This is a genomic window from Clostridium punense, from assembly GCF_017874425.1.
GTDB lineage: Bacteria > Bacillota > Clostridia > Clostridiales > Clostridiaceae > Clostridium_J > Clostridium_J punense.
In genome coordinates, this window is record NZ_JAGGLL010000001.1 from 158,482 (window position 1) to 174,169 (window position 15,688).

A 15,688-nucleotide genomic window follows, 5' to 3' on the forward strand; every position below is an offset into this window, starting at 1 on the left:
ATATCATTACTAGTACTTTTAGAATTTTATTATATCAAAATTTAAAGTTTTTTCAAATAGAATCCTATAAATTTTACTAACTTTTTTATATAGTTTTGAGTTATAGAAAAACTTCTATAACTCAAAACTAGGTTTATTTTTAGAAATCTGAAAATAAATAACAAATCAAAGATGTGAAAGATATTTTGAGTTCACAAATAAGCTTGTGCCGACAAGGAAACTGGTTCCTTAGATAGTATGTTTCTATTGGCGCAGTATAACACAAAATAGACAATCATACTGACTTATTTATTTTTTGAAGATGCCTTAATTATAAGATTATACAGATTAGTCCGCCACTGCCTTCATTAATAATTTTTTGTAGAGTTTTCTGAAGTTTCACTTGAACATCTTCAGGCATTTTGTAAAGCTTATTTTGAAGTCCTTCTTTAACAAGCTCTTCTAAAGACTTACCAAACATATTGCTTTGCCAAATTTGTGCTGGGTCATTATCGAACTGTTCTATAATTGCATTGTAGAACTCTTGACTTTGTTTCTTATCCCCAGTGATTGGAGTAACTTCAGTTTCAATATCTGCCTTTATGATGTGTAATGATGGAGCAGAAGCCTTAAGTTTTACAACTCCATTCTTCTTATCAATATTTGGCTCTTCAAACTTAATTTCACTAAGTTGTGGAGCTACTAGTCCATAGCCTGTTTCATTAACATCTTTTAGGGCTTGTGCAATCTTATCATATTCAGTTTTTGCCTTATGATAAGTGCCCATTAAGCTTAATAAGTCATTTTCATTCTTAATATCAGTATCGCATACTTCTCCAAGAATTTTATAGAATAATTCCTGTTTAGGATTAATATCTACACAAGAAGTTCCATCTCCCATATTCATTTCTTTTACATTTATGTTTGATAAGAACTCTATTCCCTTAAATGCATCTAGGCATCTCTTTATGTCTCTAACCTTAAATATATCTTTGCACATAGCTTTAAGTATAGTCATAACATTAACTTTTAACCAATGCTTAGAACTTAAGTTTTCCATCCATTGAGGCATGTCTATGCTGATTTCCTTCACAGGGAATTCTTTTAGAACATTTCCAAATATGTCAGCTATATCATCTTCGTCCATGTTCATAATGTCCATGATTGTAACAGGAACATCATACTTTTCTTCTAAATCTCTTTGAAGCTCTACAGTTTCTTGAGCTCTTGGGTTTAAGCTGTTTAGCAGAATTATAAATGGCTTATTTATAGCTTTTAATTCATTAACAACTCTCTCTTCAGCCTCTACATAATCAGCTCTGTTAAGTCCAGTTATAGAACCATCTGTAGTAACTACGATTCCAATAGTTGAATGGTCTGTAATAACTTTTCTTGTGCCAATTTCTGCAGCCTGCTCAAATGGTATTTCATAATCAAACCATGGTGTTGTTACCATTTTAGGAGCATTTTCTTCATTATATCCTAATGAACTTTTAACTACATATCCAACACAGTCTACCATTCTTACTTTAAACTTTGTTCCACCTTCAAAACGAATTTCAACAGCTTCGTTTGGAACAAACTTTGGTTCAGTGGTATGAATTGATTTTCCAGAACCACTTTGTGGCAGCTCATCCTTTGCTCTTTCCTTTTTATGAGGATTTTCAATATTAGGGATCACCATAAGTTCCATAAATCTCTTTATGAATGTAGATTTTCCTGTTCTAACAGGACCTACAACCCCTACGTATATGTCCCCTTGAGTTCTTTCTGCAATATCTTTGTATATATCAAAGTTTTCCAAGGTCCACCCTCCCATAACTACATATTAACAATATATATATATTTTATATTAAAATAAAATATTACTAATTTATAAGAAAAGACAGTAAGAAATTTTCTCTTCCTTACTGTCTATATATATTATAATATTTATATTTTTATGACACTAAACTTCTATAAAAGAGTGTTCATCCTTCATTTCTCTAGACATGAGCTCTTGCACTGCATCATTGGCATTTTTGTTTTGGAATAAAACGTTGTAAAGAGCATCTGTAATTGGCATTACAACTCCTTCTCTTTCCTTAAGCTCATAAAAAGCTTTAGTTGCTTCAATTCCTTCTACAACCATACCTACTTCCTTAGAAGCTTCTTCCATGGTCTTTCCTTGCCCTATAAGAATTCCAGCTCTTCGATTTCTACTATGCATACTAGTACAAGTAACAATCAAATCTCCCATTCCAGTTAAGCCATAGAAGGTTTCTTGTCTTCCTCCCAGCTTCGTTCCTATTCTCACAATTTCGTGCATACCACGGGTCATTAGAGCTGCCTTTGCATTATCTCCATAACCTATACCATCAGTTATTCCTGCTGCAAGGGCAATTATGTTTTTACATGCTCCCCCTATTTGAACTCCAATTAAATCATCATTAGTATAAACTCTAAAACTGCTAGAGCTAAAAATCTGCTGAATTTCCTTAGCTGCTTCCATATCTCTTGAGGAAACTGTTACTGTAGTAGGAATTCCTCTTGATACTTCTTCAGCATGACTTGGTCCTGATAAAATTACAACAGGGTTGGTGGATATTTCTTCTTCCATGATTTCAGACATAGTCTTATGGGTGCCTTTTTCTATACCCTTAGCCACTGTAACAAGAATTTGATCCTTATTTAATAGAGGTGCAACCTGTCTTGAAACTATTCTAATTACTTGAGAAGGCACAGCTAAGACTACCACTTTACTATTTTCTATAGCCTTATCTAATTCTCTATAAGCAGTTACATTACTTGGTATAGTAACTTCAGGTAGGAACTTACTGTTTTCTCTTTTAATATTAATATCCTCTACACCATGTTCATCAATTGTCCAAATAGTTGTTTCAATTCCCTTTTTAGCGAGCATAACTGCTAAAGCTGTACCAAAGCTTCCGCCTCCTAAAAATGCAACCTTTAACATAATTCCCCTTCCTTCCCTGTAACTTATTATTCTTTTCTTTCTCTGAAAATTAGCTTTATACCAGTTCCTTTAAATTCAAAGCTTTCTCTAAGCTGATTTTCTAAGTATCTCTGGTAAGAGAAATGTAACAAGTTAGGATCATTTACAAAGAATATAAATGTAGGTGGTTTTGTATCTACTTGAGTAACATAGAATATCTTTAATCTCCTTAAAGCTACAATTGGTGGTTCTTTCATAAGCACTGCTCTACTTATAACATCATTTAAAACTCCTGTAGCAATACGCTTACTGTAGTTATCATAGCATTCTCTTGCCATAGTAAGAACCTTATTTACCCTTTGACCAGTTAAGGCAGAGATATAAAGGTATGGTGCATAAGACATAAAGGATAGACCTTTAGCTATCTCATTAGTAAACTTATTCATAGTCTTATCATCTTTTTCAATTAAATCCCACTTGTTTACAATAACCATTATGGCTTTACTAAGTTCATGGGCATATCCAATGATTTTCTCATCTTGATCACTTAAAGTTTCTGTAGCATCTAGCATAAGAATACATACATCTGCTCTTTCAATAGCAGCTAGTGTTCTAATTACACTATATCTTTCTATTTCCTCTTTAACCTTGCTTTTCCTTCTTAGTCCAGCAGTATCGATTAAAATAAATTTACCTTCTTCAGTTTCTATTCTACTATCAATTGCATCTCTAGTAGTACCTGGGATATCACTTACTATGTTTCTGTCTTCACCTAAGATTTTATTGATTAATGAAGATTTACCTACATTAGGCTTTCCGACCATAGCAATCTTAATATACTCTTCATCTTCTTCATTTCCTCCATTAGTGTCAAAGTGACTAACTACTTCATCTAGCATATCTCCAAGCCCTAAACCTTGAGATGCAGAAATAGCAATTGGAGTTCCTATACCTAGGTTGTAAAACTCAAAGGCATTATCTTCTAATTCAATTCTATCAATTTTATTAACTACTAATATGATTGGTTTTTTTGACTTTCTAAGCATTTGTGCTACTTCGAAATCTGATGGATGAAGTCCTTGCTTTCCATCTACAATAAATACAATTACATCAGCTGTTTCAATAGCAATATTTGCTTGTCTTCTCATCTGTGCCATTATGATATCTTCATTTTCTGGCTCAATTCCACCTGTATCTATTATAGTGAAATTATGACGAAGCCACTCTGCCTCTGCATAAATTCTGTCTCTTGTAACTCCTGGTGTATCTTCAACTATGGCAATTCTCTTTCCTGCTAGTTTATTAAAAAGTGTTGACTTACCTACATTAGGTCTTCCAACTATTGCAACTATTGGTTTTCCCATTCTAATCCTCCTCTGTGTATTGATTTATAAGGTCAATTAAGTCGTCTCCTGTATAATCACATACAATTATTTTTCTATTTAATATTTTTTCTAAATCTGCCACCGTGTAATCGTCTAATAATATTAGTTCCTCTGTGCTTCCAAGCTCATAGCCTCTTCTTAATACATTACTTGGTATAATTATATAATCTCCTAATTTTCTCTTTTTTAATTCTTCAATTATATCTTTTCCTGTTAAAAGTCCTGCAACAGTAATGGTGTTTCCAAAGAAGTCATTATTAACCTTTACCACCTCTAGATTAATTTTACCATTAGCTTTCATAATTTCTAGAGAAATTTCATGAATGACCTCATAAGCTGAAGCTCCAGTTACCATGGTAAAAGAACCTTTATGGTTTTTTTCTAGGAATGGAAGCGTATCCTCTATAGTGGATTTTAGTAATCTTATCATACCTATTCCATCTTCTAATTGCTCATAGCTTCCATAATGGTCTTCCTCAGGAATGCTTACTCCTGACACAATATAAAACTCGTCTGATAACCTAGCAAAAGGAGTTCCATTTTCCTTTTCATATTTGTTTTGAAGTTTTTCAATTAGTTCTATTTGTGTTTTGGCACTCTGCTGATTAAATAAATGAAGCTTAGGTAGATTTTCTCTATGCTTAGTAACTCCAAGTGGAACTATTGCCACATTTTCTACATTAGGATAAAGTTTATATAAATCCTCCACTGTTTTAACCAGTTCTTCATTATCATTAAGTCCTGGGCAACAAACAATTTGAGTATTTATTTTAATCCCTGCTTCTGAAAGTCTTTTAAGAATTTCATATATGTTTCCAGCAAACCTGTTGTTAAGCATTTTTATTCTAAGCTCAGGATTTGTTGTATGTACAGAAACATTAATAGGACTTATTCTATATTTAATTATCCTATTAATATCATCTTCGCTCATATTAGTTAAAGTGAGAAAGTTTCCTTGTAGAAAGGATAATCTAGAATCATCATCCTTAAAATAAAGAGTTTCCCTCATACCTTGAGGCAACTGGTCAATGAAACAAAATACACATTTATTATGGCAACTTCTAGGTTTGTCGAGTATAGCTTCCCTGAAAACTATACCTAAATCTTCGTCATAATCCTTTTCTATTTCAATTTCCCAAACCTCACCATGTTTTTTCTCAACTTCTATAAGTAATTCTTCATCAGTTACAAGAAATTTATAGTCAATTATATCCTTAACTTCATTACCATCTATACTTATAAGTTTATCGCCGACTTCTATACCAACTTCTTCAGCTATACTCCCAGCCATAACTTTAGCAATTTCATTTTTCATTTTCTTATCTCCTTAACTAGAACATGTTACTATAATTATGTCCGCTATTATGATATATTATATCAATTGCTAGTAATAGTCAATGTTTTACAACTCATTCCACTGTTTATTACCAGGTGTTATGAGTATCAAAAATCATAAGTTTATCGTCCTTTATATATTAAAATAGCCTTAGAATTTAACTAATAAGCAACTACTTTATTTTCCTTAAGAGTTTAAGTAAAAAGCAAAATAAACTTTCATTATGAAAATTCCTGTTTTGTAATCACCACTAGCTTTTTAAAAAAGAAAAAACCTCCTAGAGGAGGTATATTGAATTAAAATCAAGATTTAACTTATATATGAACCTACCTTGAGTTTCTTAGGCTTTTTAAAAATGATTAAAATAAACGCTCATTATAAAAGTCCATATCCCTAATCATTTAGGTCTACTTTTTTACCAGTAATTAAGTAAATAGTCCATTCACAGATGTTGGTAGTGTGATCTGCCATTCTCTCAAGAAACTTTGCAACAAATAAAAATCTTGTAGCCTGCTGAATAACTTTCGGGTCTCCTAGCATTAACACTAAAAGCTCACTGAAGATTTGCTTGTAAATTGCATCTACTGAGTCATCTTTTTTGCACACAGCATATGCTAAATCTACATCTCTCTCCATGTAAGTTTCTAAGCATCCATCTATCATTTCTTCTACAATAGCAGACATTCTTGGAATATCTATTAGTTCCTTGATATACTTTTGACCTTCAAGTTGCTTTGCTATTTTTGCTATATCAACTGCATGGTCTGCAATTCTTTCTAAATCAGTGACAATTTTACTCATAGTAAAAACGCTTCTTAAATCAATAGCTAATGGCTGACGAGTAGCAATAAGCTTAATGCATTTATCCTCAATTTCTTTTTCTAAATCATCAACCAAATCATCTTTTCTAACTACCTCATCTGCTAGCTTCATATCCTGTGAAACTAGTGCCTTAATAGAATCGCTTATTTGAGCTTTTACTATATCCCCCATTTTTTTAAGTTCTTCATGTAAATGAATTAACTCTGCATCAAAATTTTTTCTTGACATAGTTACACCACCTTAACTTATTCTTCCTGTAATATAATCCTGAGTTCTATTATCTTCTGGTCTGTAGAATATTTGCTGTGTATCTCCAAACTCAATTATTTCTCCATTAAAGAAGAAGGCTGTATAATCTGAAATACGAGCAGCCTGTTGCATATTATGAGTTACTATTATTACTGTGTAGTTTTGTCTTAAAGTATCCATAAGTTCTTCAATCTTTAAAGTAGATATGGGATCTAATGCTGATGTTGGTTCATCCATTAAAATTACTTCTGGTTCTATTGCAATGGTTCTCGCAATACACAATCTTTGCTGTTGTCCTCCTGATAAAGCTAAAGCACTTTTATGTAGCCTATCCTTAACTTCATCCCAGAGTGCTACTCCCTTTAAACTGTTTTCCACTATTTCATCCAATACTTTTTTATTCTTAACTCCATGAATCCTTGGCCCATAGGCAATATTCTCATATATAGTCATAGGGAATGGATTAGGTTTTTGAAACACCATGCCTACATGTTTTCTAAGCTCCATTACATCATAGTCTTTGTATATATCCATATTATTATAGGATACATTCCCTTCAATTTTTACACCTTCTATTAAATCATTCATCCTGTTTAAAGTTCTTAAAAATGTTGATTTTCCACAACCTGATGGTCCTATTAGTGCAGTAACCTTATTCTTTTTTATATCCATATTTACATTTTTTAAAGCCTTCATAGTACCATAGTATAGGTTAAGATCCCTAACCCTTATAATATCCATATTAAATCCTCCAATGATACATTTTCTATATTAGCCGCATAAATTTATTAAATCACCTTATACCAATATAATACTTTGAATTTAACCAAATCTGCCTGAAATATAATCCTCTGTTTTTTTGCTCTTAGGATTATAAAAAATATCCTCAGTATTATTAAATTCAATTAACTCTCCATTTAAAAAGAATCCTGTGTAATCCGATACTCTTCCTGCTTGCTCCATATTGTGAGTTACAATGACTACAGTGTAGTTTTCCTTAAGCTCATGGATTAGCTCCTCTACCTTTAAAGTAGAAATTGGATCAAGGGCCGAAGTTGGCTCATCCATTAGGATAATTTCTGGTTTCGCAGCAAGAGTTCTTGCTATACACAATCTTTGTTGTTGTCCTCCAGATAAATCAAAGGCTGATTTATTTAACTTATCCTTTACTTCCTCCCAAAGAGCTGCTCCTCTTAAACTTTTCTCTACTAACTCATCTAAAATCTTCTTATCTTTTATCCCATATCTTCTAGGTCCATAAATCACATTTTCATAGATAGATTTAGGGAATGGGTTGGCTTTTTGAAATACCATGCCAACATTTTTTCTAAGTTCAATTAAGTTTATATCCTTATCTAATATATTTTGTCCATGTACTAATATATTTCCCTCATATCTAGTGTTTTCAATAATATCATTCATTCTATTTAATGTTCTTAAAAAAGTAGATTTCCCACAACCTGAAGGTCCAATTAATGCAGTTACTTTCTTAGATAGTATTTCCATATTTATATTTTTTAAGGCTTGATTTTCACCATAATAAAAATTCAAATTTTCTACTTTTATTCCTAGTTCCATAGCTATTTTCCCCCTGCTAATCTAGTCTTTTTTGATACTTGTTTCTTAATATTATAGCCAGTGTATTGGCACCTAGTAAAAATACTAATAGCACTATAATTCCTGTTGCAGCTAACTGCTGAAATTCTGCTTGCGGTCTAGAGGTCCAGTTATATATTTGAAGGGGTAGTGCTGTATAAGCAGAAAATAAATCCTTTGGTAGAAAGGCTACGTAACTTGCTGCTCCAACCATTATCAATGGTGCTGACTCTCCTAGAGCTCTAGAAATTGAAAGAATTGTTCCCGTTAAAATTCCTGGTAGTGCAAAAGGTAAGACTACCCCTGTTATGCTTTGCCATTTGGATACTCCAAGAGCATAAGACCCCTCTCTTAGAGACTTAGGTACATTTCTTATAGCTTCCTGAGAAGTAATAATAATTGTAGGTAATATTAAAAGAGATAAAGTTAATGCTGCTGCCACAATGCCCCTACCAAACATAAAGGTTTGAACAAACACTGCAAGTCCGAGAATTCCATATACAATTGAAGGTACTCCTGCTAAGTTTGATATGTTGAGTTCCAAGATTTCTCTAAACTTATTCTTACTCATATATTCCTCAATATAAATTGCTGAACCAATACCTAATGGAAAAGCAATTAATGCTGTAAGCCCAATAACATAAGCACTTCCTATGATAGCTGGTAATACTCCAGCTTTAGAAGCTATACGAGAAGGAAAACCTGTTAAAAAGTTTAAACTTAAATATTTTAAACCATCTTTTAATACAGATCCTATTAACACTATAAGTATTACAACTCCAAAGGTAGTACAAAGAAAAAATATGGTTTTTAAAATATTGTTAGCCCTTTGCCTACTTTTTAAATTATCTTTTGCATTATTTTTAAATAAATTATTACTCATTACATTTTCACCTGACCCTTTTTAACAATTCTTTTGGCAATTAAATTTAAGCCAAAAGTTATCAAAAATAGTAATCCTCCCACTGCAAATATGGTTTGGTATTCCACTGAACCATGGCTAATATCTCCCATTGCAACAGATACCATATACCCAGTCATAGTTTGAATAGAGTTTAGTGGATTTAGTGTAAGCTGTGGCTTTGCTCCTGCCGCGATGGCAACAATCATGGTTTCCCCTACAGCTCTTGAAATTGCTAATATGAAGGAAGACACAATCCCTGATAGTGCTCCTGGAATAACTATCTTAGTTACTACTTCCAATTTTGTTGCTCCTAGTGCATAAGCTCCATTTCTTACAGAGTTTGGGATAGCACTCATTGCATCTTCGCTTAAAGAAGAAACTAAAGGTATAACCATAATTCCTACAGCAATACTAGCACTTAAAGCATTAAAAATTTGTATATTAGGTATAAAACTCTTTAAAAATGGTGTTATTACTGTAAGTGCAAAATATCCATAAACTATTGAAGGTATTCCTGCTAGAATCTCTAAGATTGGTTTAAGTATATTTCTAACTTTTTTAGAAGCATATTCACTTAAGTAAATAGCTGCCCCAAGCCCTATTGGTATAGCAATAACACTAGCCCCTGCTGCAATTAACAAAGTACCATTTAATAGAGGTAATACTCCAAAATTCTGCGGTTTCATAAGTGGAGACCATCTACTGCTTGTAAAGAACTCCTTAAAACTTACTTGGTTAAAAAACACAATACTTTCTCTTATTAAAATGAATATTATTGTAATAGTTGTTATAATTGATAAAATTGCAAATAAAGACAAAGATTTTTCAATAAAAAACTCCTTCTTATTGCCTTTAACTTTCTTTTTAAGTTCCATAAACACCCTCCTATATAAATAACCTATGGTTAAAATCTTATAAAAACTCTATATTTATATATTATTACCTCTTTGTTAACTCTAATATGTGCTTTGTTAAGTAAAAGTTAAGTGAAGGTTATGATTGCAATAATCTTTTAAATTAAAAGGCACTGGGATAAAAAATCCACAGTGCCTAAGGAGGTAAGCAATTATATTATTTTATTTTGTTAAGTTGATCTTTATATTCAGCTTCTGGTAATGCAACTTCCCCTATTTCTGGTACAATTTGTGCTGCATTTTCTAAGTAAAACTTAATAAATTCTTTTACCTCTGGTTTTGAAAAAGATTTATTATTAACATACACGAAAATTGGTCTAGATAGTGGCTTATAGCTTCCATCTTTAATAGTGTTTAATGATGGCTCAACTGCTCCAGTACCAGTGTCTACTTTAACTGCTTTTAACTTATTCTGATTTGCTTCATAATATGCAAATCCGAAAAACCCTATTGCGTTTTTATCTCCACCAATACCTTGAACTAAAGTATTATCATCTTCACTTGGATTAACATCTGGTCTCATTGCCTTTGCTTTCTTATTTATAGCTTCTGTAAAGAATTCAAAGGTTCCTGAATCAGGTCCTGGAGTATAAAACTTAATTGGATCTGCTGGCCATTCTGGTCGTATGTCCTTCCATGTTTTAACTGTGCTATCCGGTGCCCACATTTTATTTAATTCAGCTACAGTTAGAGTATCTACAAATGTATTTTCTTTACTTACGCAAATTGTAATACCATCATACGCAACTTTAAATTCTGTCATTTCAACTCCATTTTCAGCTGCCTTTTTCTTTTCTTCTTCTTTTATAGGTCTTGACGCATTTTGAACATCTGTTTCTCCTACTACGAATCTTTTAAATCCTCCACCAGTTCCTGATATTGCCACTGGTATTTGTACATCAGGATAATCTTTAACAAATTCCTCTGCCATAGCCTCAGTTATTGGTCCTACTGTAGAAGATCCATCCGCTTGTATAGTTCCTGATAATTTTTGAGTTTGAGCAGCATTATTATTTGTATTATTTTTAACTTCTCCACCATCTTTATTTCCACATCCAACAAATACCCCTGCCATCATTGTAATAGCCAAAGTTGACACCATAATTCTTAAGCTTGTCTTTTTCATTAAAATTACCCTCCATTTATATATAAATTATTTTATTATCTTGTCCTTACAATATTTATTATAGTGTTTCTGCTTTAAGGTTTTATTATGCATTGGTTAAGTAATGGAAAATTCTTGTTAAGCTTATTTAACAAACCACCTATCCCAAATTTTTATTTCTCAAAGCTATACCTATTTAAGCGCTTAAAATGAACTAAGAATTTCATAGAATATTTGAATAAAATGTATATATACATAAAAAAATAAACTATTTTTACATTACATTGTTTTGTAAAAACAGTTTACTTATTGCTTCATATAATACTAACAGTAAATTTACCACTCTTCTCCCTTAGCTCTCCACATAACACATTTAATTCTTCTGAAGCTATCTTAATCTTTTCCAAATCCTCTAATTGACTGTCTGTAGAACTTGCAACCTCACCTGTGGTTATTAAAGTTTCTTTAAAAACACTTGCAATTGAATTAATCTTTTCATTTACTGAGTTCTTGCAACTTTCAATAGTGTTTATGCTTCCTGAAACTCTGCTAATACTTTCCTCTAAACTATTAATTGAATCAACTATATTTATAAACACTTGTGAGGTTTCTATGACACTACTCTCTGTTTTCTTTGATAAATCTTTCGATTTAGAAATATTGGTAATCACCTGTTCAATGGAGCCTTTAATTTCCGTAATGATTCTATCAATTTGTTCTGTAGCTTTAGCAGATTGGGCAGAAAGTTTTCTTACTTCATCAGCGACTACTTGGAATCCTCGCCCTACTTCGCCTACTCTAGCTGCTTCTATAGACGCATTAAGTGCTAAAAGATTGGTTTGTTCAGTAACATTTCTAATTGAATCGCTAACCAAAGATATATTATTAATGCTATCAACTAAGAAACTTGTTCTATCCATAACCATTAAGTTTGCTTCTGCACTTTTATTATATATTTCATTTAAATTCTTAATTGTATTTTCTCCAGTTACGCACAGCTCTTTAACCTTTGAGGATGAGTACATCATTTCATTAGAGGTAATTATTGTTTCATTGATAGCATTTTCTAAAGTTGCTGAGGTCTCTGAAGTTTCATCCACTATCTTACTTTGAACTTGAACATTATTTGAAATCAAATTAACTGCCTCTGCAACCTCTAAAGATGAATTATTACAGCGTTTTATAGAACCTGATAATATCTCTGATGAACTTTTTATTTTCCCACTGCCATGTATCATCCCCCCTAAGATCAATACCATTGCATCAATCATATCATTAGCACATTGAGCTATATTAGAAATCTCTATAGCTGCATTATTAGGTATTTCCATCTTTGAAGTAAAATCACCCTTTTGCGTATTTTTAAGAAGTTTTTCTAACATTGTAATTGGTTTTGTAATCTTTTTAGAAAACCTTATGCCAACTACTGTTATTAAGCCTATCGATAATAAGAGAATATAAACTGGAGTCAATATTACAGTTCTTAATACCTTATAATATTCATCCGTAGGTATAAATCCGATAGTTGAAAACCCGTCTAGCATTGATGCTTTTTTATATGCAAAATAAGTATTTTTTTCATATTCTACTTTAACTAAACCACTTTTTTGATTAAGTGCCTTATTGATATATTCCTCTTTGCTAAGATCTTTTCCAATTAAGCTATGCTGCTTTGACCCTAGAACAACTAAATTTTTGTCTAGTAAAATAGTAAATCCTTTTTGGTCTATTGGCGATTTTTCAACCACTTCACTAATTACTTCCGCAGAAATATCCATAGCAATAACTCCTAAAACATTACCAGATATATCTGTTACTGCTTTAGATAAAATTATATTATTTTTATTAGTGTTTTTATCCTTTTGAATTTGGGATATATTAACTGTTCCACTTTTTTTACTAGCTTCCAGGTACCAATTCTCTTTTTCAAATTCATTATTTCTAGACTTTTTATATGGGTATGAATAGAAATCACCGGAAATTGTTCCATAATAAACAGTATTACACTGCTTATTAGAAGCTTTAAAACTCTCAAGAGTTCTTAATAGACCATCCTTAGATTTTTCATTGTTACTTCCATTATTTATATATGGATTTTTAGATAACATAGATAGATATTCACTGTTAGATTGAATGATTCCATAAAAACCTTCATCCACTCTTGAAACCGTCTGTTCAGAAAGTAAGTTTAAATCATTTCTAGCACTTTTGGATAAAGAAAAATACATAAAAGAGCAAACTAGTAAAAGTGGAATAATAGCAGAGTAAACTAATAATGTTATAATTTGAAATCCTATTTTTTTTCTGTAACTCTTTTTAAAATTTAGATTGACATTCATATTTTTCTTGAACTTATTACTTCTAAACTTTAATATCCAATGTTTCAATTTAATGTTTTTTAGTATTCCTTTGTCTTTTAGCTTCTTAAAATTATAATTTAAATTTGTATCCATAGTCATCCCCCAATGTAAATTGATTACACTGAAATTCTATCATCTGTCAAAGATAAATTGTGAAAATATGTTAATTCTTAACAGTATTTAACCCTATAATAACATTCTTAACAATGCCAAAAACTAAACTAGCTAGATACTTCATATTCATATCTTAATTTCTATTTTTATTAATTATTAAACCACTTCTTTTTACATAAAAATAACACCCTAGCTAGTGCTAAGATGTTATTTTTAATGTTATATATGAAATCAAAGTAAAGATTAAACTTATATATGGGCCCTACTTTTCAAAAGCTTTCTGCTGCTTATTATCTATAAGGTATTTTAATAATAAATTTAGTTCCTATTCCCACTTTGCTTTCTACAGTGATATTTCCCTTAAAACTTAATACAATATGCTTCACTATAGCTAACCCTAGCCCAGTTCCACCTTTAGCTCTTGACCTTGCTTTATCAACTCTATAAAATCTTTCAAAGAGTCTTGGTATATGATCCTGTGGAATTCCATTTCCTGTGTCCTCTATAACTATGGTACAGAATTTCGTATCACTAGTTGTGGAAATAGTTACCTTATCTCCAGGCTCACAGTATTTTACTCCGTTATCAACAAGATTTATTAACATTTGCTTAAATCTATCTCCATCTCCGATTAGGTCTGACACCTTCTCACCTTCAACTGATAGAAGAATATTTTTTTGATCTGCAGTATTCTTAATTAAGTTATAAACATCCTGCACTGCCTTATTTACATTTACCCTATCTCTTTTAATTTCTCTTTGCTGTTCAATGTCAGATAACAGTAGTATATCTGATATTAATCTAGTAAGTCTTTCTGCTTCATCATTAATAATATTTAAAAACTTATCTTTTGTTTCCGCATCATCTACATACTTTAAAGTTTCCGCAAAACCTTTAATGGATGTAAGTGGTGTTTTAAGCTCATGTGATACATTTGCTACAAACTCTGTTCGCATATTTTCTAGTTTTTTAACTTCTGTCACATCATGAAGCACAGCCACGGCACCAATATGCTGATTTCTATTTATAATATCCGCAGTTCTCACTCTTAACTCTCTAAATTTAGGCTTAGTTATTCTTATTTCTCTAAACCCCTCATGTCCTTCTAAGAATATACTTATCATGCTAAACTCTTTTGATATTTCACCTATATTCTTACCTACGATGTCTTCTTCTATCTCAAAAATATTCTTTGCATAATTATTAATCATAATAATTCTATTCATATTATCAATTGCAATAACTCCGCTGTCCATGCTTTGAAGTATAGCTGCCAATCTATTCTGTTTATCTGTAACTTCATTTAATGTATTCTGAAGCTTGTCAGCCATGTGGTTAAAGTTTCTTCCTAACTGTCCAAGCTCATCATCAGAATTAACATTAACTCTCCTATTTAGTTCTCCCTTTGCAATCATGGAGGTAATAAAATCTAAATCCCTAATAGGCTTAACGATAATATAAGAAAGCTTAAGAGAAAGCCAAACTGATATTGACAAAATACACATAATAGCAATTAAGTAATAAGCTAAATACGCTTCATCTAAACTATGAACATCCCTTATGGCTTTTGAAGTTCTAATTATGGTCCCATCCTGAAGAGCTGTAGCATAGTAAATCGTGTTAGAATCCGTATCCTTACTATATCTAATGCTGTAACCTTCCCCCTTTTGTCTTGCTCTTACTACTTCTTCTCTATCATTATGATTATCTAGTTCTTCCGTGGAGAAATTAGTGTCTAAAAATACCGCCCCATTCTTGTCAATTAAAGTAACCCTTACATCTGCATCTTGAAGAATTTCAGCAATACTTTCCTGTTGACTACTCTCTTTATCCCACATAGTTTTTAGCATATTATTGTAAACCCTTAGGCTAGTTTTTGCATTAGTTTCATTTTGGTAGCTAAATATGGCATAAAATAATAAAGTTATAAATAAAAATATAAAAATTAATGCTCCTAAAATATAGAGCATTAACTTTTTCTTCATGCTA

At 31.6% G+C, this 15,688-nt stretch carries 12 protein-coding genes; all 12 read right to left on the reverse strand.

What is annotated here, in order from left to right; translation table 11 throughout:
* Positions 1-310: 310 nt before the first annotated feature.
* Positions 311-1,783 carry a stage IV sporulation protein A gene (gene spoIVA, locus J2Z44_RS00745; protein WP_021284621.1) on the reverse strand — a complete coding sequence of 491 codons (1,473 nt, stop codon included), beginning with the start codon at positions 1,781-1,783 and terminating at the stop codon, positions 311-313.
* Positions 1,784-1,927: 144 nt separating this feature from the next.
* The gene (locus J2Z44_RS00750) at positions 1,928-2,935 is read right to left on the reverse strand and encodes an NAD(P)H-dependent glycerol-3-phosphate dehydrogenase (RefSeq protein WP_021284620.1); all 1,008 of its coding nucleotides are present in this window, start codon (positions 2,933-2,935) and stop codon (positions 1,928-1,930) included.
* 26 nt (positions 2,936-2,961) lie between these two features.
* Positions 2,962-4,278, reverse strand: coding sequence for a ribosome biogenesis GTPase Der (gene der, locus J2Z44_RS00755; protein WP_021284619.1), 1,317 nt, complete (start codon positions 4,276-4,278; stop codon positions 2,962-2,964).
* 1 nt (position 4,279) lies between these two features.
* Complete coding sequence (locus J2Z44_RS00760) at positions 4,280-5,614, reverse strand: DUF512 domain-containing protein (RefSeq protein ID WP_209649273.1); 1,335 nt, start codon at positions 5,612-5,614, stop codon at positions 4,280-4,282.
* 414 nt (positions 5,615-6,028) lie between these two features.
* Positions 6,029-6,685 (reverse strand): phosphate signaling complex protein PhoU, encoded by a 657-nt coding sequence (phoU, locus tag J2Z44_RS00765; protein ID WP_021284617.1) that lies wholly within the window; start codon positions 6,683-6,685, stop codon positions 6,029-6,031.
* Positions 6,686-6,697: 12 nt separating this feature from the next.
* On the reverse strand, positions 6,698-7,447 hold the full coding sequence (gene pstB, locus J2Z44_RS00770) for a phosphate ABC transporter ATP-binding protein PstB (RefSeq protein WP_021284616.1): 750 nt from the start codon (positions 7,445-7,447) through the stop codon (positions 6,698-6,700).
* Between the two features lie 81 nt (positions 7,448-7,528).
* On the reverse strand, positions 7,529-8,284 hold the full coding sequence (gene pstB / locus J2Z44_RS00775) for a phosphate ABC transporter ATP-binding protein PstB (RefSeq protein WP_021284615.1): 756 nt from the start codon (positions 8,282-8,284) through the stop codon (positions 7,529-7,531).
* Positions 8,285-8,300: 16 nt separating this feature from the next.
* Positions 8,301-9,185: a phosphate ABC transporter permease PstA gene (gene pstA / locus J2Z44_RS00780; RefSeq protein ID WP_021284614.1), complete on the reverse strand. Its 885-nt coding sequence runs from the start codon at positions 9,183-9,185 to the stop codon at positions 8,301-8,303.
* Positions 9,185-10,081, reverse strand: coding sequence for a phosphate ABC transporter permease subunit PstC (gene pstC, locus J2Z44_RS00785; RefSeq protein WP_021284613.1), 897 nt, complete (start codon positions 10,079-10,081; stop codon positions 9,185-9,187). Before pstC ends, pstA begins: the two co-directional genes overlap by 1 nt.
* Before the next feature lie 196 nt (positions 10,082-10,277).
* On the reverse strand, positions 10,278-11,246 hold the full coding sequence (locus J2Z44_RS00790) for a PstS family phosphate ABC transporter substrate-binding protein (protein ID WP_021284612.1): 969 nt from the start codon (positions 11,244-11,246) through the stop codon (positions 10,278-10,280).
* Positions 11,247-11,539: 293 nt separating this feature from the next.
* A complete protein-coding gene (locus J2Z44_RS00795; protein ID WP_209649274.1) occupies positions 11,540-13,678 on the reverse strand; it encodes a methyl-accepting chemotaxis protein in 2,139 nt (712 codons plus the stop codon).
* Positions 13,679-13,989: 311 nt separating this feature from the next.
* Positions 13,990-15,684 (reverse strand): two-component system histidine kinase PnpS, encoded by a 1,695-nt coding sequence (gene pnpS, locus J2Z44_RS00800; RefSeq protein WP_031271774.1) that lies wholly within the window; start codon positions 15,682-15,684, stop codon positions 13,990-13,992.
* Between the last annotated feature and the right edge of the window lie 4 nt (positions 15,685-15,688).

Coding starts and splice junctions, on each gene's coding strand:
- J2Z44_RS00750 (WP_021284620.1), bottom strand. CDS start 2,935: ATGTTAAAGGTTGCATTTTTAGGAGGCGGAAGCTTTGGTACAGCTTTA.
- J2Z44_RS00760 (WP_209649273.1), bottom strand. CDS start 5,614: ATGAAAAATGAAATTGCTAAAGTTATGGCTGGGAGTATAGCTGAAGAA.
- der (WP_021284619.1), bottom strand. CDS start 4,278: ATGGGAAAACCAATAGTTGCAATAGTTGGAAGACCTAATGTAGGTAAG.
- J2Z44_RS00790 (WP_021284612.1), bottom strand. CDS start 11,246: ATGAAAAAGACAAGCTTAAGAATTATGGTGTCAACTTTGGCTATTACA.
- J2Z44_RS00795 (WP_209649274.1), bottom strand. CDS start 13,678: ATGGATACAAATTTAAATTATAATTTTAAGAAGCTAAAAGACAAAGGA.
- pstB (WP_021284616.1), bottom strand. CDS start 7,447: ATGGATATTATAAGGGTTAGGGATCTTAACCTATACTATGGTACTATG.
- phoU (WP_021284617.1), bottom strand. CDS start 6,685: ATGTCAAGAAAAAATTTTGATGCAGAGTTAATTCATTTACATGAAGAA.
- pstC (WP_021284613.1), bottom strand. CDS start 10,081: ATGGAACTTAAAAAGAAAGTTAAAGGCAATAAGAAGGAGTTTTTTATT.
- pstB (WP_021284615.1), bottom strand. CDS start 8,284: ATGGAACTAGGAATAAAAGTAGAAAATTTGAATTTTTATTATGGTGAA.
- pstA (WP_021284614.1), bottom strand. CDS start 9,185: ATGAGTAATAATTTATTTAAAAATAATGCAAAAGATAATTTAAAAAGT.
- pnpS (WP_031271774.1), bottom strand. CDS start 15,684: ATGAAGAAAAAGTTAATGCTCTATATTTTAGGAGCATTAATTTTTATA.